Genomic DNA, 20,092 nt, shown 5'->3' with positions numbered 1-20,092 from the left:
TTGTGTCGGTTCATCAAGTGAGGTTCGACCTGTCATGTTCCGCGACGTAGAATGCGCGCCTTTCCCGGTCAATCGAGGCGATCGATTGGCCATCATGGGCGGGTAACCGTCCGTTGCCACCCGCATTCATCGGAGCACTTCCCATGAGCAATACCCCAACCAGCGAGTACCTGGAAACCCTCTACGAAGGCTATGGCCAGCGTTTTGGCATGGAAAAACTGCTGCACGAAGTGCGCACCGAACACCAGCACCTGGTGATCTTCGAAAACCCGCGCATGGGCCGGGTGATGGCGCTGGACGGCGTGATCCAGACCACCGAAGCCGACGAATTCATCTACCACGAAATGCTCACCCACGTGCCGATCCTCGCTCATGGCACCGCCAAGCGCGTGCTGATCATCGGCGGCGGCGACGGCGGCATGCTGCGTGAAGTGGCCAAGCACCGCAGTGTCGAGCACATCACCATGGTCGAGATCGACGGCACCGTGGTCGATATGTGCAAGGAATTCCTGCCGAACCACTCCAAGGGTGCGTTCGATGACCCACGCCTGAACCTGGTGATCGACGACGGCATGCGTTTCGTCGCCACCACCACCGAAAAGTTTGACGTGATCATTTCCGACTCCACCGACCCGATCGGCCCGGGCGAAGTGCTGTTCTCCGAAAACTTCTACCAGGCTTGCCGTCGCTGCCTGAACGAAGGCGGTATTCTGGTGACCCAGAACGGCACCCCGTTCATGCAAATCGAAGAAGTCAAAACCACCGCCGGCCGTCTGCGCAGCCTGTTTCCGGACTGGCACTTCTATCAGGCGGCCGTGCCGACCTACATTGGCGGCGCGATGACCTTCGCCTGGGGCGCCACCAATACCGCCTATCGCAAGTTGTCCCGCGAAACCCTGCAACAACGGTTCGTTGGCAGCGGCATCATCACCCGCTACTACAACCCGGAAATCCACATCGGTGCTTTCGCCTTGCCGCAATACGTGCTGCAAGCGGTGAACAAACCCAGCAACGACTAAAATGAACGCATAACCCCTGTAGCGAACGCGGTATATCAGTCAATACACATGTCAACTGATACACCGCGTTCGCTCCTACAGGTACCTGTGTTTTTTTCATGCCAGCATGCGGTAATCCGTTTGAACGATCAGTCAGGGCAAAAGTCCAGATGGTTGTAAGCCCATTTGCGGGTTTGATCGAGGAGACACCGATGCAAAAGTGGAAAATCACTTTCGTGGATGATCACGGTGAAACAGCAGACGAACTCTTCGAGTGCGAGGAATGCCCGGACAGCGAGCAAGCCGCCAAACTCATTCGCGCCCGGCGGCTGCCGGTCGCTGCCGAACTTGACCTCAATGATCTGGAGGGTCGCACCGATGATCCGACGGTCAAAAGTCTGAAATCCCAGTACAGCATTGAAATCCTCGGTATTACCCCGGTCTGATACACCTCTTGTCACATTCACAACCAGGCCTTGGCAGCGGCTCTGTCTTGGGGCTACTCTGCAAGCGAGATCAGCGAATGACTCGCTAAGGTCTGGTCTTGTCAGCTACATGCTTGTTTCCCGTCGGCAACCTCTGTTGCCGTATCGCTCTCACCAATCGGTTGAAAGTGCAGGGAATACGGAAAGTCTATCCATCAGTCTGAGGGGGACGTTTCATGAGCACAGCCTATCAAGAAGACATCAGCAGCAGCGTGCTGCGCCGCATGAAAGAAGGCGGTTTCGACTTTTCACGGTTCCATCCCATCGAGTTCTACGCCATTTTCCCGGACGAGGAGCGGGCACGCAGGGCGGCAGGTCATTTCTGTGGTGAATCCTTGAATGCCCAGATCAGCGTGCGCGACGACGGCGCATGGCATCTGGAGCTGAGCAAAGTGATGTACGCCACCTACGACGGTATCGGCGACTTTGAGCAGGACTTCGAGGCGGTGGTCGAGCCTTTGGGCGGCATCATCGAAGGATGGGGCGTCAAGCAGGAGGTACGAGGGCTACTCGCATAACCTTATGAACAGAGACAACACTCAGCAACGGCTGACCTTCGGGTTGGCCGTTTTCGTTTCGAGGGTTGGGCCAATCGAAGTCAACATTTCACGACATTTCGAACGGACAAAAAAAACCACCTGAACAGGTGGCGAAAAGGGAAGAGCGATAAGTTTTGCAGCGAATGTGCGGATTATCCGCATCGGCCCCCGGGCAGTGAAATCAACTCTGACTATGCTGGTGATAGGCGACAGCATTGCTTCGCAATGAAGCGGGGGCGATCAGGTTGGGGCATTTGCTGCACAGTATTGGTGCGGCGCGTTTGGGGCGATTATCCAACTGATTGATATCAAAGCGTTTATGCCGATGGCACGGGCCTTGCGAAGCCTAGATGACCGGGTGACAAGGAGTACGGCATGATCCGCACCTATTTTGATGAGATGTACGATGCCGGCGGCCAGGTCCGCCCGCATTATCGGGAGTTTGCCCGTTGGCTGGCCGAAACGCCTGACGAGCTTTTGGCACAACGGCGACGCGAGGCCGATCTGTTATTTCATCGTGCCGGGATTACGTTCACGCTCTACGGTGATGAGCAGGGGACAGAGCGCCTGATTCCCTTCGACACCATTCCCCGCAGTATCCCCGCCAGTGAATGGCGGGTCGTCGAGCGCGGCTGCATTCAGCGGGTCAAGGCATTGAACATGTTCCTTGCCGACCTCTATCACGAGCAGCGCATCATCAAGGCCGGCATCATCCCGGCCGAGCAAGTGCTGGCCAATGAGCAATATCAGTTGGCGATGCAAGGGCTGGATCTGCACCGCGATATCTATTCGCACATTTCCGGCGTCGACCTGGTGCGCGATGGCGACGGCACGTACTACGTGCTTGAAGACAATCTTCGTACACCCAGCGGCGTGAGCTACATGCTCGAAGACCGCAAGATGATGATGCGCCTGTTCCCCGAGTTGTTCTCGACCCAGCGCATCGCACCGATCGACCACTATCCGAACCTGTTGCTCGACACCCTGAAAAGCTCCAGCCCGATCGACAACCCTAGCGTGGTGGTGCTGACGCCGGGTCGTTTCAACAGTGCGTTTTTCGAGCATGCGTTCCTGGCTCGGGAAATGGGCGTTGAACTGGTGGAAGGCGCGGACCTGTTCGTGCGCGATGACAAAGTGTTCATGCGCACCACCGACGGGCCGAAAGCTGTCGACGTGATCTACCGTCGCCTCGACGATGCCTTCCTCGATCCACTGGCGTTCAACCCGGACTCGATGCTCGGCGTTCCAGGGCTGCTGTCGTCCTACCGCTCCGGCAACGTGGTGCTGGCGAATGCCATCGGCACCGGGGTCGCGGACGACAAGTCGGTGTATCCCTTCGTCACGGACATGATTCGTTTCTACCTGGATGAAGAGCCGATTCTGAAGAACGTGCCTACGTGGCAGTGTCGTAATCCCTCTGAACTGTCCCACGTACTGGCCAACCTCCCAGAGCTGGTGGTCAAGGAAACCCAGGGCTCAGGTGGCTACGGAATGCTGGTGGGGCCGGCGGCGACGGCAGCGGAAATCGAATCTTTCCGCGAGCGGATCAAAGCCAAGCCCCACGCGTACATCGCGCAACCGACGTTGTCTTTGTCGACCTGTCCGACCTTTGTCGAAAACGGCATCGCTCCACGCCATATCGACCTGCGTCCGTTTGTATTGTCTGGCCGCGAAACCCGGGTTGTGCCCGGCGGTTTGACCCGTGTCGCCTTGCGCGAAGGCTCCCTGGTGGTGAACTCCTCCCAGGGCGGCGGAACCAAGGACACCTGGGTGGTCGAGGATTGAAGGAAGCCTGCCATGTTAAGTAGAACTGCCTCGGATTTGTATTGGATGTCGCGTTACCTGGAGCGGGCGGAAAACCTCGCACGGATGCTCGACATCAGTTATTCGCTGTCACTGATGCCTCAGGACGGTCGTGGCGACGGCTTGCACGAACTCGCCATGCCGCTGCTGATCACCGGCACCCTGGACGATTACCTGGAGCGCCACGGCGATCTTCATGCCGAACGGCTGCTGCATTTCTTCGCCCTGGATGCGGCCAACCCGGCGAGTATCTACAGCTGCCTCGGTGCCGCGCGGGCCAGCGCCCATGCGGTGCGTGGGCGAATCACTGCCGACATGTGGGAAAACATCAATGCCACCTGGCTGGAAATTCGCGGAATCGCCGAACAGGGCTTGAGCCGCTACGGCATGAGCCGTTTCTGTGAGTGGATCAAGGAACGTTCTCACCTGTTCCGCGGCGCGTCCTACGGCACCATCATGCGTAATGATGCGTTCCGCTTCATTCGTCTGGGCACCTTTATCGAAAGGGCGGACAACACGCTGCGTCTACTCGACGCCCGTTACGAAATGGCTGGCGATCAGGCTGAAGCGGTCAGCGACGGCACGGCTCACGCCTACTATCAGTGGAGCGCCTTGCTGCGGGCCTTGTCGTCGTTCGAGGCTTACACCGAGATCTACCGCGATGCACCCGGCGCCCGGCATGTGGCGGAGTTGTTGCTGTTGCGCGCCGACGTGCCGCGATCCCTGCGCGCCTGCACCGAAGAAATCGACCAGATCCTTGCCCAATTGCCGGGGGCCAACGGCCGTCCTGCGCAACGCCTGGCCGCGGAAATGGACGCGCGCCTGCGCTACACCGGTATCAACGAAATCCTCGACGAAGGCCTGCACGCCTGGCTGAACGAGTTCATCCCGCTGGTGCGCCAGTTGGGCAACGCCATTCACAGTTCCTACCTGGAGGCTGCATGAGACTTTCCATTAGCCACGAGACCACCTATCACTACGAAGATCAGGTGCGGGCGAGCATCCAGTACCTGCGACTGACACCCCACGACAGCGAGCGCCAGCATGTGCTCAGCTGGCAGCTCGACCTGCCGCGCCCGGTGCGCGCGCAACTCGACCCGTTCGGCAACATTCTGCATGTGCTGACCCTGGACGAACCCCACGAGGCAATCATCATCGGTGCCCGTGGCCAGGTGGACATCGACGAACTGCGCGAAGCCGAGCATGAGAGCCAGTCGGCGCTGCCGTTCCTGCGCTTCACGCGCCTGACCGACGCCGACGAAGCCCTGCGCGCGTTTGCCGAGAAACAGTGCAAACAGCGCCGGGATCGCACGGCGCTGATCGATTTGATGCATGGCCTGAACCAGCACATGACCTACACGCCGGGTTCCACCGAAGTGGACACCAGTGCGGCGCAAGCTTTTGCCGGGCGTTCCGGGGTCTGCCAGGACCACACCCATGCGTTTCTCGCCTGTGCCCGCAGCCTTGGGGTTCCGTCGCGCTATGTGTCGGGGTATTTGTACAGCGAGGATTGCGAACACTTGGCCAGTCACGCCTGGGCTGAAGCCTGGCTGGATGACGCCTGGTACAGCTTCGACGTGACCAACGAACTGGCCCGCCCTGAGCGTCATCTGAAACTGGCCGTGGGCCTGGATTACCTGGACGCCTGCCCGGTGCGCGGCATGCGCCGTGGCGGCGGGTGCGAACAGATGCATGCGAAGGTGTTTGTCTCGCCGACGCCGGCGCCGGTGATTTCGGTGCAACAGCAGTAGCAGCGATTCATTGTGGCGAGGGAGCTTGCTCCCGCTCGGCTGCGCAGCAGTCGCAAACCCGGCGAATGCGATTTGCCTGACGGATCGCGTCGCCTGATTTGAGGGCCGCTTCGCGCCCCAGCGGGAGCAAGCTCCCTCGCCACAGGTGGGTTATTTACTTGGCCGAAGACACCTTCCGTCCCGCCATATGTTTCAAATACCCCACCAACAACTCCAGATCCCCCTCCGGCAACACCGCCGTCGAGAATGCAGGCATCTTCGCCTGTGGCCATTGGCGCAAGCTCTGCGGATCTCGAATGTAGCGCTTGAGGAAATCCGCGCCGAAGTACTCGGTGGGGTTGAACGGAATATTCAGGTCCGGCCCGAACTGCGCATCCCCCGCACCGTTCAATCGATGGCACGCCAGGCAGTTCTTCTGAAACAGCGCAAAGCCCTTGTTCACCGGATCGTCCGTCTTCAGCGCCGGATCGGGCAGCAGGGCAGGGAAGCGCTCGGCCACTGGGGCCATGCGCTTGATGCTGGCCACTTCGAACGGCCATTGTTCGGGGCTTATGTTGCCTGCCTGCGGATCGGTCCAGACCAGATAGAACGGCCCTGCACTGTGTTTGCCCTCTGACAGCGGCGGCCACGGCTTGGCCGGGTCTTCAATCGCCAGCCAGGCTCGCGCCCCTTGGGTATTGAGCAACGGCGCGGCAGCCAGTTCGGCGGCAAAACCGTCCAGGGCAACGGCTTGCAGATGATCGTCAGGCTTGATGCCCGTCAACAACGCCGTCAACGGCACGGCGCGATAGCTCATGTCCCGTTTATAGGAAACGTCGTTAGTGATCGTGATGGTCTGAACCTGAGGATGCTTGAGCAATTCTTCGGTCTGCCAGGTGCGAGGAGGCTCGCCCAGCGCAAGAATCAACTGTGCGGCAGACAGAGGCGTGCTGAGTAGCAAGGCTCCAAACAGAATGAGCGCTTTCAAATGATCGCCGTCCATGTCGTGGAAGTGCCGCAAAGGTTGGCACAGCCACGCCGGCCCGGGTAGTGAGCCAATCACATTTTTATCAGGCGAAATGAAAACCCTGATGCACGATCAGCCAATCACCTTGGTCAGGTTCGGCAAAATCAACAACAGCGTAGTGGCGAATAGAATGAGCCCGGCTTGACGTACTTTCGAATGCTTGAACATGGCTTGACCGCCTTTTTTGTTATTTCCTGATGCCTGCCTGCCTATCTCCATGACGGCAAAGCGCTGCACTTCCTTGTAGGACGAGTGCCTCGGCAAAACCCGACGACAACTTCGTACAAGGTTTACCTTAGGGCCCGCGTCACGATTGGCTTAGATCCATTTCGTATGTGCTGAGCACTTATCGCTTTTAAAAAGGCATGAGGCTTATGGCCAGCTGCTTGGGCGCCCGTTGGCTAGACAGCTTGGTGACATGAATCGGTATATCCGATAGCTGACTACCGTTCGTCTGAGCGTGACCGTCAACGCCAATGAGCACTGTGGTCATTGAATCCCCGGCTGTCGGGCATAAGGTGAGGGCATAAAGATCATAAGATCGCACCATCAGGTTCGAGGACGTCATGACCCAAGCTTTGATATTCGATGCATTACGCACGCCCCGTGGCAAAGGCAAGGCCAATGGCGCCTTGCACAGCGTCAAACCCGTGAACCTGGTGGCCGGACTGCTGACGGCGCTGCAGCGGCGCATGTCCCTAGACACCAGTCAGGTCGATGATGTGGTACTCGGCTGCGTGACGCCCATCGGCGATCAGGGCTCCGACATCGCCAAGACCGCCACACAGGTGGCCGACTGGGACGTCAGCGTGGCTGGCATGCAGCTCAATCGCTTCTGCGCGTCGGGTCTGGAAGCGGTGAACCTCGGTGCGATGAAAGTGCGTTCCGGCTTCGAAGACCTGGTGGTGGTCGGTGGCGTCGAGTCGATGTCCCGCGTGCCCATGGGCAGCGATGGCGGGGCCTGGGCGCTGGACCCGGAAACCAATTTGCATAACCACTTCACGCCTCAGGGCGTGGGTGCCGACCTGATTGCCACGATTGAAGGCTTCAGCCGTCAGGACGTCGATGCCTTCGCGTTGCACTCCCAGCAGAAGGCGGCGCGGGCGCGGGCGAACGGCTCATTCAACAAGTCGCTGGTGCCGGTGCAGGACCAGAACGGCATCATCCTGCTCGATCACGATGAGTTCATTCGCGCCGAATCGACAATGGAAGGCCTGGGCAAGCTCAAGCCGAGTTTCGAAATGATCGGGCAAATGGGCTTCGACGCCACGGCGTTGCGGGTTTACAGCCAGGTTGAGCGGATCAACCACGTTCACACACCGGGCAACAGTTCTGGAATCGTCGATGGCGCGGCGTTGATGCTGATCGGCTCCGAAGCTTGTGGCCGGGCGCTGGGCTTGCAGCCACGGGCGCGAATCGTCGCCACGGCGGTCACCAGCACCGACCCGACCATCATGCTCACCGGCCCGGCGCCGGCCACCCGCAAGGCGCTGGCCAAGGCCGGGCTGCGGGTCGAAGACATCGACCTGTTCGAAGTCAACGAAGCGTTCGCCTCGGTCGTGCTCAAGTTCATCAAGGACATGGCCATCGACCCCGACAAGGTCAACGTCAACGGCGGCTCCATCGCCATGGGCCACCCGCTTGGCGCCACCGGCTGCGCGATTCTCGGCACGCTGCTCGATGAGCTTGAAGCCCGGCGCCTGCGCTATGGCCTGGCGACATTGTGTGTCGGCGGCGGCATGGGCATTGCCACCATCATCGAACGCCTCTGAGCCCTGACTTCAAGGAAAATGCCATGACCGAAGCCATCCGTTACGAAAAAGGTCAGGACCAGATTGTCGTCCTGACCATCGACATGCCGGGCCAGAGTGCCAACACCATGAACGCGGTCTACCGCGACGCCATGGCCACCTGCGTCACCCGACTGGTCGCCGACAAGGACGCCATTGCCGGTGTGATCATCACCTCGGCCAAGAAGACCTTCTTCGCCGGCGGCGACCTCAATGAACTGATCAAGGTCGGCAAACCACAAGCCAAAGCTTTTTACGACATGGTGCTGACCCTCAAGGGCCAACTGCGTACTCTGGAAACCCTCGGCAAACCGGTGGTCGCCGCGATCAATGGCGCGGCGCTCGGCGGTGGTTGGGAAATCTGCCTGGCCTGTCATCACCGTGTAGCGCTGGACAATCCATCGGTGCTGCTTGGCCTGCCGGAAGTCACCCTCGGCCTGTTGCCGGGCGGCGGCGGAGTGGTGCGCATGGTCCGCATGCTGGGCATTGAAAAAGCCCTACCGTATCTGCTTGAAGGCAAGAAAATCCGGCCGCAACAGGCGTTACAGGCGCGGTTGATCGACGAGTTGGCAGCCGATCGCGATGAACTGATGGCCAAGGCGCGGGCGTGGATTGTCGCTCACCCGGTCGCTGTGCAGCGCTGGGATGTGAAGGGTTATCAGATCCCTGGCGGCACGCCGTCGGATCCGAAAGTCATGCAAATGCTGGCCATCATGCCATCAATCTTGCGCAGCAAAACCCAGGGATGCCTGCCCGCGCCGGAGAAAATCCTCTGCGCTGCGGTAGAAGGCGCCCAGGTGGATTTCGACACGGCGCACCTGATCGAGACCCGCTACTTCACCGAGCTGACCACCGGCCAAGTGGCGAAAAACCTCATTGGCACGTTCTGGTTCCAGCTCAATGAGATCAATGCCGGCGGCTCGCGGCCCCAAGGCATAGCACCTTACGTGACGAAGAAAGTCGGCGTGCTCGGTGCCGGGATGATGGGCGCGGGTATCGCATTGGTCAGCGCCTCGGCCGGCATCGACGTGGTGCTCAAAGACATCAACCTCGCCGCGGCAGAGAAGGGCAAAGCCCACTCGGCGGCGTTGCTGGACAAGAAGGTTGCGCGTGGTCAGTTAACTCGGGAGCAGCGCGAGGCGATGTTGGCGCGAATCCATGCCACCGAAAACGATGTGGATCTGGCGGGTTGCGATTTGATCATTGAAGCGGTGTTTGAAGATCGCGAACTGAAAGCCAGAGTCTCATCGGCCGCGCAAACAGTCGTCGGCCCGGACGCGGTTATCGCCTCCAACACCTCGACCTTACCGATCAGTGGCCTGGCCACTGCCGTGCCGGACCAGACGAAATTCATCGGCCTGCATTTCTTCAGTCCCGTGGAAAAAATGCCACTGGTGGAAATCATCAAAGGTACCCATACCAGCGACGAAACCCTGGCTCGCGGTTTCGATTTCGTCCTGCAAATCAAAAAAAACCCGATCGTGGTCAACGACAGTCGCGGCTTCTTTACCTCCCGAGTATTTGGCACCTTCACCAACGAAGGCATCGCCATGCTTGGCGAAGGCGTGAGCGCGCCGATGATCGAGACCGAAGCACGCAAGGCCGGCATGCCCGTCGGGCCTCTGGCGATCTCCGACGAAGTTTCCCTCAGCCTCATGAGCCATATCCGCGAGCAAACCGCCAAAGACCTGCGAGCGGAAGGGAAAGCGCTGATTGAGCACCCGGCGTTCGCCGTGATTGACTTGCTGCTCAAGGAATACAAGCGTCCGGGCAAGGCCGCTGGAGGTGGCTTCTACGATTACCCGGGCGCAGGGCAGAAGCATTTGTGGCCAGAGCTGAAAACCCGCTTCGAGAAAGCTGACGGGCAGATTTCGCCGCAGGATGTGCGTGATCGACTGCTGTTTGTGCAAGCCATCGAAACCGTGCGTTGTATGGAGGAGGGCGTGCTGACTTCGACGGCGGATGCCAACGTCGGCTCGATCTTCGGCATTGGCTTCGCGGCCTGGACCGGCGGTGCGCTGCAATTCATCAATCAGTACGGCGTGAAAGACTTCGTCGCCCGCGCCCAGTACCTGGCCAAGCAGTATGGTGATCGCTTCACGCCGCCCGCGCTGCTGCTGGAGAAAGCCGCCAAAGACGCGTTGTTCTAAGGGACCGATGACGCATGCGGGGGCTTGCCTTGCCACCATGTTTCAAGGCAGGCTCTGGGGTGTGCATTATTCCCATCATGTGTCAGGTATTTTTTATGTCGTTACGCATCTGCATTCTGGAAACCGACATCCTGCGTCCGGAGCTGGTCGATCAATATCAGGGTTACGGGCAGATGTTCCAGCGTCTGTTTTCGCAGCAACCCATCGCTGCCGAGTTCACCGTTTACAACGTGATGCAGGGCGATTATCCCAGCGATGACCTGACCTTCGATGCGTATCTGGTCACCGGCAGCAAGGCCGACTCCTTCGGCACCGACCCCTGGATTCAAACTCTCAAGACGTACCTGCTGAACCGCTACGAGCGCGGCGACAAACTGCTGGGCGTGTGCTTCGGCCATCAACTGCTGGCGTTGCTGTTGGGCGGCAAGACCGAGCGGGCGACCCAGGGCTGGGGCGTCGGCATCCACAACTACAAGCTCGCGGCCAAGGCACCTTGGATGAGCCCGGTGAGGGAAGAGTTGACGCTACTGATCAGTCACCAGGATCAGGTCACCGTGCTGCCGGAAAACGCCACGGTCATTGCCTCGAGCGATTTCTGCCCGTTCGCCGCGTACCACATCAACGATCAAGTGCTGTGCTTCCAGGGGCATCCGGAGTTCATTCACGATTACTCACGGACACTGCTGGATATTCGTCAGCAGCATCTGGGCGAAGAGGTTTATCAGAAGGGCGTGGCAAGCCTGGAACATCCACACCATGGCGCGACCGTCGCGGAGTGGATGATGCGGTTTGTGGCGCACAAGCCTCAGGCTGAGTCGGTTAAGCCTTAAAAGCTTCGCGGGCAAGCCTCGCTCCTACAGGTTCAACGAAACCCTGTAGGAGCGAGGCTTGCCCGCGAATTTCGCAGACGCCTCGATCGTGACTACAACCACCCCGACTTCTTGAAACTCGCCCACAAACTCACGCACCCAACGGTGATAAACCCCAGCACCGCGAAATACCCGTAATGCCAGGTCAACTCTGGCATGTCCTCGAAGTTCATCCCGTAAATCCCCGCCACCGCCGTCGGGAACGCCAGAATCGCTGCCCACGCCGCAAACTTGCGCTGCACCACACTCTGCCGTGACGCCTCCAGCAACACCCCGATCTCGATGGTCTGGCTGGCGATGTCTGCCAGGGTCGTCAGGTCTTCCATCTGCCGCGTGACATGAATCTGCACATCGCGGAAATACGGGCGCATGTTTTTGTCGATAAATGGAAAGCTCAGGTTCTGCAATTCCTCACCGATCTCCACCATCGGCGCCGCAAACCGGCGCAAGCGCAACACATCGCGGCGCAGACTGTGGAGTTTCTGGATGTCGCGCTCGTTCAGGGAACTGCACATCACGTTGTTTTCCAGCTCATCGATCTCGGCATGGATCGCTTCGCCCATCGGCTGGTAGTTTTCAATCACGAAGTCGAGGATGGCATAAAGTACGAAATCTTCCCCATGCTCCAGCAACAGCGGTCGCGCCTCACAACGCTGTCGGACATGGGCGTAGGACGCCGAATGACCATTGCGTGCGGTAATGATGTAACCCTTGCCGGCGAAGATATGAGTCTCGATGAACTGCAGTTTGCCTTCATTGCGGATCGGCGAATACGTGACGATAAACAGTGCATCGCCGAAGGTTTCCAGCTTCGGTCGACTGTGCTTTTCCAGGGCGTCTTCGATGGCCAGTTCGTGCAGGTTGAACTGGCGTTGCAGGTTGAACAGCTCCTGGGCGTTCGGCTCTTCGAGGCCGATCCACACAAAGTGGCCAGGCTTGGCAGCCCAGGCAGCGCCTTCGTCGAGGGTAATATTGGTGACTTTCTTACCGGCGCTGTAAACCGCAGCAGCAACGACTCTACCCATGATGGTGATTCACTTCTTATTAGCCGTTTTCTATTGGTGAAGACTGGCAGCGCCAGGCAGGGCTCAGCTTAACCTTGTCTAGTGCTTGAGAGTCAGCAAAATATGTAGAGTTCGCAGGCAAAAGAAAACCCGCACGGGGCGGGTAATGCACGCGGAACCTGTGGGAGCGGGCTTGCTCGCGAAAGCGGTGTGTCAGGCGACATCAATATTGACTGTGCCGCCGTCTTCGCGAGCAAGTCGGATCGCCGCACCGCCGCTCCCACATGGATATTGGCGCAGGCGGGGTTTCTTTCAGGCGGCTTGCAGTTGCCGATCCATCGAGTCGATGCACTCGCGCATCTGCTCGCGGCACTGGGCGATCAGCATTGGCATGTCATCCAGACTCAATCCAGCCGTAGGAATCGCCGGCAGCGAACGGATCAGAATCTTCCCACTGCGCCAGCGGTTCAATCGCATGTGTTTAACATAACTGCTGACACACACCGGCACGATCGGCACCCCGGCGGCAATCGCCATCTGGAATGCGCCTTTCTTGAACGGCAACAGCTCTTCGCCGAGGTTGCGAGTGCCTTCCGGGAAGACCCAGATCGAGGTGTCTTCATGCTGCAAGGTGTGAGTGGTGGTCAGCATCGACTGGCGTGCCTTGTGCGCATTGCCACGGTCAATCAACACATTGCCGGCCAACCAGAACAACTGCCCGAACAGCGGCACCCACTTCAGGCTCTTCTTGCCGATACACACGGTACGGCGGGGCACGACGTTGCCGAACACAAACAGATCGTAGTTGGACTGATGGTTGGCAATGATCACGCAGCTGTCGGGTTTATCCATCAACGGCCCGACGTCGGCCTTCACCCGCAAACGCAAAATACACATCGCCGGCCACGCATACAGGCGCGCGCATAAACGGCTGTTGTCCGGATTAAACGGCCGGCACAGACCGAGGATCACCCCAAGCACACCGGCCAGAATAAAGTGCATGCCCATCAATAACATACGAAACACAAACAGCATTTAAAGGGCTCACCGGGACAAAAGGTGGCGCAGTGTACGGATGTGCACTGTTTTCGGCAATTGCCGCTAAAGAAGTAGGAGATAGCCGATGTTTGAGCGCATGTTCCGACTTATTGGTCAGGTGCGGCCTAGAGCGGTTGTAAGGTTTTAAATGAAAAGCGCAATCCATGTGGGAGCGGGCTTGCTCGCGAAGACGGTAGCACAGTCAACATTGATGTCGCCTGACACACCGCTTTCGCGAGCAAGCCCGCTCCCACAGGGTCCGCGCCTTAACTGACCAGCATTACGACACGATGGTCGGGCTTTTCGGTGAAGCGCGTTCGGGCTTAACCCATATGCTCCTGGTCCAGGATGATCGCGTTGTCCAGCGTCTCCAGCAGCGCCTTGCGCACTTTCAGCTTGGTGTTCTTGTGGGCGGTCATATTGAGCTTCTTCAACTGACGAGCCGCCGCCAGCGCCGCGCCTTGCAGCTCTTCGGCCGACACCACCACATCAAGGAAACCGGCATCCACAGCACTCTGCGGATTGAACATCTCGGCATTGATCACCGCGCGATGAAACGCCGACTTGCGCAGACGATCACGGGCCAACTCGATACCGGCGTGGTGCATGGTCATGCCGATCTGCACTTCGTTCAGCCCAATGCTGAACGGGCCATCCACACCAATGCGGTAGTCCGCCGACAACAGAATAAATGCCCCCTTGGCCACCGCATGCCCAGGACAGGCCACGACCACCGGGAACGGGTGCGACAGCAGACGACGAGCCAGGGTCGAACCGGCAGCCACCAGCGCTATGGCCTCTTTAGGGCCAGACGTCATCACCTTCAAGTCATAGCCACCCGAAAAAATACCCGGCTGACTGGTAATGATCACCACCGCCCGATCCTCCACCGCCCGATCCAGCGCAGCGTTAAACGCAATAATCACGTCCGGCGAGATGGCATTGACCTTGCCATTGCTCAAGGTCAGGGTCGCGATACCGTCTTCGAGATGGTAAGAAATCAACTCACTCATGACGCCAATCCTTCTAATAAAGTAGGGCAGACGTTACCCACCACCGTAGGCCAGGTAAAGCGCCGTGACTGACCCGCCAGTCACCCTTTTCCCGCCCGCCAGGCGTAGTCAGCCACGTCCGCCGCGCATTGGCCTCTATATAGAAGGGGAGGCGAAGCCGGAGATTGGCGGGTTTGCCATGGCCTTGAATGGCACGAAAGGGTTAACTGAGTTAACCGCATGAAAATTCTGAAAAAAATGTTTGCCATCAGAAAAGCTTTCGACTACATTAGCGCGCCTCGACAGACTGAATACGTTTGACGAGATACGGTGAAGTGTCCGAGTGGCTTAAGGAGCACGCCTGGAAAGTGTGTATACAGGAAACTGTATCGAGAGTTCGAATCTCTCCTTCACCGCCATACTTATACGTTAGAGCCCTGATTATTCAGGGCTTTTTCGTTTCTGTGTTTCTGAAAAAAAATCCCAGCCCATACTTTGGCCCATACCCTGAATGGCTCAGTGCTTTGCGACCAAAGGCTAATTTTCCCGACAGTTTCTAAGCGGTGTAGTCCAGCAGCGTCCGTCGATCGATCTGACTCGCATCGTTGTAACCGGGACCGTCCTCTGACCGACACCAATGCACGAACTCTTGCCAGCGATCGCTATGAGCTTTGACCGTGGCGAAGTGGCCGCCGGCAAATAGATCCTTTAGCGCTTGTGGGCCGGCGTAGCTCAGCTGGTGGCCATAGCCAAAGTTACGACCATCACTCCGACCGACCAAGGCCATCATCATCGCTTTCGTTTTCTTGCAGAAAGAGAAGCAGGGCGTTCCAGTGGGGGCTGATCCTGTCCACCTACCTGCTGCCGGTGCTTCGACCGGGTAGGGCAGTGACGCCTGCCGGTATTCCAGCAACGGTTGTGGTGGCTCGAACGCTTCGTGCAGTTGCATCGCTATTCTGCTGCAGTTATTGACTTCGCCCTCACTCATCCCGCCACGGCTGTTGAGTGTTATCAGGGATCAAGGCTCCTGCGACCTGTGAGGTTTGTCCACTAACGCGGGACTGACGGCTCTTTACGACCGGGAGCTTGGGCATCTCATGATGTGGCCTCCTGAACACCGATAGCGGTGGGCGGGTGGAGGCTGCACTGGCTGACGAGACCGGCGCCGCGAGATCCTGAGTCGGGTGAAGGCAGTGATGTGATGACCGGGGCATGCCCGACTGTCAGTCAGGTGCAGTCCATTCCCCGGGCTGCGGCACCATCATCGGCATCGCTGTTGCTGGTGACTTTTCGGTGTTTGTCACGCCGATTGAACGACCTGGACTCGAATAGAAAATAAGCACCTGTTTTACAATGAAATTATGCTGATTTTTAAAATTTATGTCCCTACGATTATCCTAATCAAGCCCGTATTTTATGCGAATTCTTTCGATACCCCATGAGCACGGCAGCAGCAAGCTGCCGAAGGTGGCGTATGCAGGCCATACTGTGCTGCGGAAGTGGTCATCCCGTTTGCAAATGCGTGGTTATATTGAATGCAATTGACTGGTCAGTGAAAACGCAAAAACTGATGGTCAAGTACGGCGCAGTTTCTCACGATGCACGTCTGGCGCATGGTTAAGATGTGGACCGGCCTTTTGTGTCGCTTAGCCGAGCGACCAGAGCTTAGTCTTGTAGCAGTTCTTGAGTCCGTACAGCTTGTCGGGCCGGGGCTCTCGAGTTAACCAGCCACTGATCAAGTTTTTTAACCGACAGCCCGCGTGTTTCGGCATCCAGCTTCTTCCAGGCTTTCTACGCCGCGCTATTGAAGTTCAGTTGATACTTACTTGGCATCGTCAAACCCCGACTCGCCCTTAAAGAGCAGATCGCCGTTGACTATCTTGGCGGGAATCCGGGGCTCGTTGGCTTCCAGCTGCGCCTTCACTTCCTTCGCCAGCTTGAGATCATCAATCAAGTCGAGCATGGCTTCATACCGATCAGCTGGGACGCAATAGAAGGCCGGCTCATTGCGGTTGAGGATCGCCACGACATCGCCGCCACCCGCTTGGACGGTCCGCGGCAAAGGCGTTTCCAAGCGGATGGTATGCCTGTTCAGATCCGTCACTTCCTCAAAGGGTAAGGGATCACAGCAGTTTGAAGTTGTACTCAACGACAAAGTAAATGCGGTCGATGTCCGGCCCGCCTTGTGCTTCATTCGCCCGATGAGAGACGTGGGTGAAATGCAGTAAAAGATCTTTCGCCGGCCCGAACTGGACGGTGTAGCTCAGATCAATGTCACGCTCCCAGTGCTTTCCGCCTTTGCCTTGCTGAGGGACAAAGTCCTGTTCGCTCGTATCAAAAGGGAAGTAGGCCCCTCCTTGCGGCGCATGAGTGCCGTCGATATCACGTCCAGTCACATACCGTGACATGAACTTGAGTCCAGGAAAGCCCATGGATGCAAAATCCAGGTCGTAGCGGGCTTGGTAGGAGCTTTCATGGGCGCCATTGAAATCGGCGAACTTGATGGAGTTGGCCAGGTATATGGAGTCGCCCCCTACGAAATCGAAAGGTGTGTCACCATGAATTTTTTGGGCCGCCAGGGTAAAGGCTTGGCTGCCAATGTTGTGTTTGGCAGAAAGGCTATAAGCTGTTGTGCTGATGGCTCCTGCGACAGAGCGCCCGTAGTCAACCGTACGGTAGATGTTGAAATCTACAAACGTATCCCAGCGACGGGCGTACACGTTGGCGTAATACTGCCTCCAAGTGTCTGTTAGCTGGGAGGCATAGAGCCTGGCGCCTAGGTTCTTGTTGGACGTGAAGTCAGCTCCAACGAAGCTGATTGAGCCCACATCGGTGTTAACGCCATACCCAGCAAAATCTCCTTTGGAAGAGGAGGAGTCCTGGTTTTTGAATGCTGTGAATTTGCCACCGACCAAGTGTATGCCGGCAAGCTCGTCACTTTGTAAGAGCCACCCCGTTGCGTATTCAGGTTGCAGGCGTTTGTCGGAGGTGTCGAAGACTGGGCTTTCTACTTCCATCTCACCGAACTTAATAAGGGTCTGTGAGAGACGAGCCTTGATCACGCCGCCGCCGTCGCTGAAGTTTCGAGCGGACTCTCCATCACTGTCGACGGGTAAAAGCCCGGTTCCTGAGTGCCCCTTACCGCCATCAAGTTTTTGCCCGACAAAAGCATGCACATCCACACCAAAACCAAATGTTCCGGGCGTGAAGCCTGACTCAAACGTCGTGATGAAGCCCTGCGCCCATTCCCGCTGGTAATTCTTCGCAGCGTTCTGGGAGCGGTTATCATTGTTTAAGAAGAAATTTCGACTGAGAACGTTGAGCGTTGCGTCCTTTAGAAAGTCTGACGTTTCGGGCTCTGTCGAGTCTGCTGCCATAACCTTTCCTACACACAACAGGCAGAAGCAAAGCATCGGGCTCTTCATGGTGTACCTCCGAACGTAGGTACCTAGAGTTGCTTATACGGCGGTAACACGCCTGTATGTTTGTGCCTTTTTTTTGCTAACGCACGATCTCAAGATTGCACTCGGTTTTCGCGGCCGCCCTACTTGTCGAAGCGTTTTCTCACACCCATTCGTGATGCCCGGAGGCGTTGAGGCCCCCAGGCTATTCACGGTCACGGCATTTCCGGTAATTCTTGAGGCCGCAGGTCGAACACCAGCACTTCGGCATCTACACCATTGGTCAGGGTCAGCGCCTGTTCATCCCTGACCCGCACGCCGTCGCCTTCTTGCAACTGCACGCCGTTGAGTTCGACGCTACCGCTAGCCACGTGGACGTAGGCGTAGCGGTTGGCGTCCAGCGCCAAAGTAGCGGTTTCCTTGCCATCGATCAGGCCGGCATAGACCCGGGCATCCTGACGCACCCGCAACGAACCGTTGGCCCCATCGGGGGAGATGATCAGTTGCAGACGACCGCGTTTCTTCTGCGTGCTGAAGTGCTCTTGCTGATAACGCGGTTTGGCGCCGCTGACGTCCGGCACGATCCAGATTTGCAGGAAGTGCACCGGCCGGGTCGCCGAGTGATTGTATTCACTGTGGGCCACGCCGCTGCCGGCGCTCATCAACTGCACATCGCCGGGGCGGATCACCGAACCGGTGCCCAGGGTGTCCTTGTGTTCCAGGGCACCTTCGAGCACATAGGAGAAAATCTCCATGTCCCGGTGCGGGTGTTGGCCGAAGCCTTTACCGGCTGCCACGCGGTCATCGTTGATCACCAGCAGGTCGGAAAAACCCTGCTCCCGCGGATTGCGGTAGTTGGCAAAGGAAAAGGTATGGAACGACTTCAACCAGCCGTGATTGGCCGCGCCGCGATCAGAGGCTTTGCGAAGGGTCAGCATGATGAAACTCCTGTCAGGACGTGAATTCGTCCGAGTGAGGAGAAGGTTAATGTTTACCGGCGAGTGCAATAAGTAGATGAAAATTGAAATACTGTCTCGTTTAGGTTGACAGTTATGTGAGCAGGTTCATGTATCCTTATTGTTACACTTGGCCATAATGCCGGGCGCCAGACCACAAGGGTTTGATGTTCGGCGCAATGAAATTAAGCCGTTCTCTTTTAGTGACCTCAGTGATTTTGAACCCATGAAAACCGTGGCAATGGTGCTGTTCCCAGACTTTCTCCTGCTCGACATGGCCGGTCCCATGGAGGTGTTCTCCATTGCCAATCGTTATCTGGAACCGGGCGAGGGCTATGAGCTGTCGACTATCGGCACCGAGCACGGCGCGCTGCGCGCCTCCAATGGCGTCAGAGTCCAGGCCGATCTGCATATTGATCAGGCATGCGAGGGCTATGACCTGTTGCTGGTGCCGGGCGGCCCGGGGGCCTACAACGAAAAACACCCGCCGTTGCTCGACTGGCTGCAGGGCGCCGTTAGCCGGGCGACCTTTTATGGCTCGATCTGCACGGGCGCTTTCGTGCTGGGGCATGCTGGTTTGCTGGATGGTTATCGCGTGACGACTCACTGGCATTACACGGAACGGTTGATCAGGGGCTTCCCCAAGGCGACGGTTGAAACCGATCAGATTTACGTTCAGGACCGCAACCTGATCACCTCTGGCGGCGTCACCGCCGGCATCGACCTGGCACTGGCGGTGGTCGCACAGGATCACGGCAAGAAAATCGCCCAGGACGTGGCCAAGGTGTTGCTGGTGGTGATGAAACGCCAGGGCGGACAGGCGCAGTTCAGTCCGCTGATGGCGGCAGTGGCGCCCCACGAAACCGCCATCACTCGAGTGCAGAGCTATGTGCTCGAACACCTTGATGAAGCCTTCAGCATCGAGCGCATGGCCAGTCTGGCCAACATGAGTGCGCGTCATTTCGCCAGGGTGTTTGCCCGGGAAGTGAACATGACGCCGATGGGGTTTGTTCAAAGCGCGCGCATCGACTGCGCCAGAAATCTGCTGGAAACCAGCGACTTGCCGCTCAAGACCGTGGCCTACAAAAGCGGCTTCGGCAGCGTGCGGCACATGCGTTTTCTGTTCAGTGAAAAGCTTGGCTTGACCCCGACCCAGTACCGCGAGCAATTTAGCTGACGGGTGATTGTCCGTTCCGCGCACCACGATGGCCGGAATGCTCCTTCCGTGACAGTTGTGCCATCAGCCATGCCTGCCAAGATACCCGTGAACTCTTAGCAATGGAGGTGCGGGAGCCTGGGCGAACTCGCGC

At 58.0% G+C, this 20,092-nt stretch carries 17 protein-coding genes, 1 tRNA gene and 1 pseudogene; 11 read left to right on the top strand and 8 right to left on the bottom strand.

Annotation, left to right across the window (positions count from 1 at the left end; all coding sequences use genetic code 11):
• Positions 1-143 precede the first annotated feature (143 nt).
• From speE to ACA044_RS20915, 6 genes are all read left to right on the top strand, one after another.
• Positions 144-1,019 carry a polyamine aminopropyltransferase gene (gene speE / locus ACA044_RS20940; RefSeq protein WP_497443082.1) on the top strand — a complete coding sequence of 292 codons (876 nt, stop codon included), beginning with the start codon at positions 144-146 and terminating at the stop codon, positions 1,017-1,019.
• A gap of 191 nt (positions 1,020-1,210) precedes the next feature.
• The gene (locus tag ACA044_RS20935) at positions 1,211-1,444 is read left to right on the top strand and encodes a hypothetical protein (protein WP_497443081.1); all 234 of its coding nucleotides are present in this window, start codon (positions 1,211-1,213) and stop codon (positions 1,442-1,444) included.
• Between the two features lie 215 nt (positions 1,445-1,659).
• Positions 1,660-2,001, top strand: a complete 342-nt coding sequence (locus ACA044_RS20930; RefSeq protein ID WP_007902188.1) for a ribonuclease E inhibitor RraB — start codon at positions 1,660-1,662, stop codon at positions 1,999-2,001.
• 396 nt (positions 2,002-2,397) lie between these two features.
• Positions 2,398-3,807, top strand: a complete 1,410-nt coding sequence (locus ACA044_RS20925) for a circularly permuted type 2 ATP-grasp protein (protein WP_497443080.1) — start codon at positions 2,398-2,400, stop codon at positions 3,805-3,807.
• 12 nt (positions 3,808-3,819) lie between these two features.
• The gene (locus ACA044_RS20920) at positions 3,820-4,770 is read left to right on the top strand and encodes an alpha-E domain-containing protein (RefSeq protein ID WP_497443079.1); all 951 of its coding nucleotides are present in this window, start codon (positions 3,820-3,822) and stop codon (positions 4,768-4,770) included.
• A complete protein-coding gene (locus ACA044_RS20915) occupies positions 4,767-5,576 on the top strand; it encodes a transglutaminase family protein (protein ID WP_497443078.1) in 810 nt (269 codons plus the stop codon). The genes ACA044_RS20920 and ACA044_RS20915 overlap by 4 nt, the downstream gene beginning before the upstream one ends.
• Positions 5,577-5,730: 154 nt before the next feature.
• Here the strand turns inward: ACA044_RS20915 and ACA044_RS20910 are convergent, their stop codons facing one another.
• Complete coding sequence (locus ACA044_RS20910) at positions 5,731-6,558, bottom strand: c-type cytochrome (protein ID WP_497447276.1); 828 nt, start codon at positions 6,556-6,558, stop codon at positions 5,731-5,733.
• 590 nt (positions 6,559-7,148) lie between these two features.
• Between ACA044_RS20910 and ACA044_RS20905 the strand changes: the two genes are divergently transcribed.
• The 3 genes from ACA044_RS20905 to ACA044_RS20895 all read left to right on the top strand — a co-directional run bounded on the left by ACA044_RS20905 (position 7,149) and on the right by ACA044_RS20895 (position 11,352).
• On the top strand, positions 7,149-8,354 hold the full coding sequence (locus ACA044_RS20905; RefSeq protein ID WP_497443077.1) for an acetyl-CoA C-acetyltransferase: 1,206 nt from the start codon (positions 7,149-7,151) through the stop codon (positions 8,352-8,354).
• Positions 8,355-8,377: 23 nt separating this feature from the next.
• A complete protein-coding gene (locus ACA044_RS20900; protein WP_497443076.1) occupies positions 8,378-10,522 on the top strand; it encodes a 3-hydroxyacyl-CoA dehydrogenase NAD-binding domain-containing protein in 2,145 nt (714 codons plus the stop codon).
• A 95-nt stretch (positions 10,523-10,617) separates the two neighbouring features.
• The gene (locus tag ACA044_RS20895) at positions 10,618-11,352 is read left to right on the top strand and encodes an amidotransferase (RefSeq protein ID WP_497443075.1); all 735 of its coding nucleotides are present in this window, start codon (positions 10,618-10,620) and stop codon (positions 11,350-11,352) included.
• A gap of 92 nt (positions 11,353-11,444) precedes the next feature.
• Here ACA044_RS20895 and ACA044_RS20890 read toward each other — a convergent pair whose 3' ends face one another.
• From ACA044_RS20890 to ACA044_RS20880, 3 genes are all read right to left on the bottom strand, one after another.
• Complete coding sequence (locus tag ACA044_RS20890) at positions 11,445-12,416, bottom strand: magnesium and cobalt transport protein CorA (protein ID WP_497443074.1); 972 nt, start codon at positions 12,414-12,416, stop codon at positions 11,445-11,447.
• Positions 12,417-12,707: 291 nt separating this feature from the next.
• Complete coding sequence (locus ACA044_RS20885; protein ID WP_497443073.1) at positions 12,708-13,430, bottom strand: 1-acylglycerol-3-phosphate O-acyltransferase; 723 nt, start codon at positions 13,428-13,430, stop codon at positions 12,708-12,710.
• Positions 13,431-13,756: 326 nt separating this feature from the next.
• Positions 13,757-14,446 carry a crotonase/enoyl-CoA hydratase family protein gene (locus ACA044_RS20880; protein ID WP_497443072.1) on the bottom strand — a complete coding sequence of 230 codons (690 nt, stop codon included), beginning with the start codon at positions 14,444-14,446 and terminating at the stop codon, positions 13,757-13,759.
• A gap of 308 nt (positions 14,447-14,754) precedes the next feature.
• On the opposite strand from ACA044_RS20880, the gene ACA044_RS20875 reads away from it, so the two are divergent.
• A tRNA-Ser gene (locus ACA044_RS20875) sits at positions 14,755-14,844 on the top strand.
• Positions 14,845-14,984: 140 nt separating this feature from the next.
• On the opposite strand, the pseudogene ACA044_RS20870 reads toward ACA044_RS20875, so the two are convergent.
• The 4 genes and pseudogenes from ACA044_RS20870 to ACA044_RS20855 form a co-directional block, all read right to left on the bottom strand.
• Positions 14,985-15,212, bottom strand: a pseudogene (locus ACA044_RS20870) (integrase domain-containing protein); the annotation flags it as partial.
• 1,035 nt (positions 15,213-16,247) lie between these two features.
• On the bottom strand, positions 16,248-16,499 hold the full coding sequence (locus ACA044_RS20865) for a type II toxin-antitoxin system Phd/YefM family antitoxin (protein WP_497443071.1): 252 nt from the start codon (positions 16,497-16,499) through the stop codon (positions 16,248-16,250).
• A gap of 49 nt (positions 16,500-16,548) precedes the next feature.
• Positions 16,549-17,850, bottom strand: a complete 1,302-nt coding sequence (locus ACA044_RS20860) for an OprD family porin (protein ID WP_497443070.1) — start codon at positions 17,848-17,850, stop codon at positions 16,549-16,551.
• 191 nt (positions 17,851-18,041) lie between these two features.
• Entirely contained in the window at positions 18,042-18,764 is a 723-nt protein-coding gene (locus ACA044_RS20855) for a pirin family protein (RefSeq protein ID WP_076030306.1), read from the bottom strand.
• A 244-nt stretch (positions 18,765-19,008) separates the two neighbouring features.
• Between ACA044_RS20855 and ACA044_RS20850 the strand changes: the two genes are divergently transcribed.
• The gene (locus ACA044_RS20850) at positions 19,009-19,959 is read left to right on the top strand and encodes a GlxA family transcriptional regulator (RefSeq protein ID WP_497443069.1); all 951 of its coding nucleotides are present in this window, start codon (positions 19,009-19,011) and stop codon (positions 19,957-19,959) included.
• The last annotated feature ends 133 nt before the right edge of the window (positions 19,960-20,092 follow it).

The sequence above is a fragment of the Pseudomonas sp. LBUM1673 genome (genome assembly GCF_059695645.1).
The sequence above is the reverse complement of the archived record's forward strand: the minus strand, read 5'-3'. Positions and strand labels throughout refer to the sequence as shown.

Bases quoted from the DNA above. Each gene is read 5' to 3' on its own strand.
- speE (WP_497443082.1), top strand. From the start codon at position 144: ATGAGCAATACCCCAACCAGCGAGTACCTGGAAACCCTCTACGAAGGC.
- ACA044_RS20935 (WP_497443081.1), top strand. From the start codon at position 1,211: ATGCAAAAGTGGAAAATCACTTTCGTGGATGATCACGGTGAAACAGCA.
- ACA044_RS20930 (WP_007902188.1), top strand. From the start codon at position 1,660: ATGAGCACAGCCTATCAAGAAGACATCAGCAGCAGCGTGCTGCGCCGC.
- ACA044_RS20925 (WP_497443080.1), top strand. From the start codon at position 2,398: ATGATCCGCACCTATTTTGATGAGATGTACGATGCCGGCGGCCAGGTC.
- ACA044_RS20920 (WP_497443079.1), top strand. From the start codon at position 3,820: ATGTTAAGTAGAACTGCCTCGGATTTGTATTGGATGTCGCGTTACCTG.
- ACA044_RS20915 (WP_497443078.1), top strand. From the start codon at position 4,767: ATGAGACTTTCCATTAGCCACGAGACCACCTATCACTACGAAGATCAG.
- ACA044_RS20910 (WP_497447276.1), bottom strand. From the start codon at position 6,558: ATGGACGGCGATCATTTGAAAGCGCTCATTCTGTTTGGAGCCTTGCTA.
- ACA044_RS20905 (WP_497443077.1), top strand. From the start codon at position 7,149: ATGACCCAAGCTTTGATATTCGATGCATTACGCACGCCCCGTGGCAAA.
- ACA044_RS20900 (WP_497443076.1), top strand. From the start codon at position 8,378: ATGACCGAAGCCATCCGTTACGAAAAAGGTCAGGACCAGATTGTCGTC.
- ACA044_RS20895 (WP_497443075.1), top strand. From the start codon at position 10,618: ATGTCGTTACGCATCTGCATTCTGGAAACCGACATCCTGCGTCCGGAG.
- ACA044_RS20890 (WP_497443074.1), bottom strand. From the start codon at position 12,416: ATGGGTAGAGTCGTTGCTGCTGCGGTTTACAGCGCCGGTAAGAAAGTC.
- ACA044_RS20885 (WP_497443073.1), bottom strand. From the start codon at position 13,430: ATGCTGTTTGTGTTTCGTATGTTATTGATGGGCATGCACTTTATTCTG.
- ACA044_RS20880 (WP_497443072.1), bottom strand. From the start codon at position 14,446: ATGAGTGAGTTGATTTCTTACCATCTCGAAGACGGTATCGCGACCCTG.
- ACA044_RS20860 (WP_497443070.1), bottom strand. From the start codon at position 17,850: ATGAAGAGCCCGATGCTTTGCTTCTGCCTGTTGTGTGTAGGAAAGGTT.
- ACA044_RS20855 (WP_076030306.1), bottom strand. From the start codon at position 18,764: ATGCTGACCCTTCGCAAAGCCTCTGATCGCGGCGCGGCCAATCACGGC.
- ACA044_RS20850 (WP_497443069.1), top strand. From the start codon at position 19,009: ATGAAAACCGTGGCAATGGTGCTGTTCCCAGACTTTCTCCTGCTCGAC.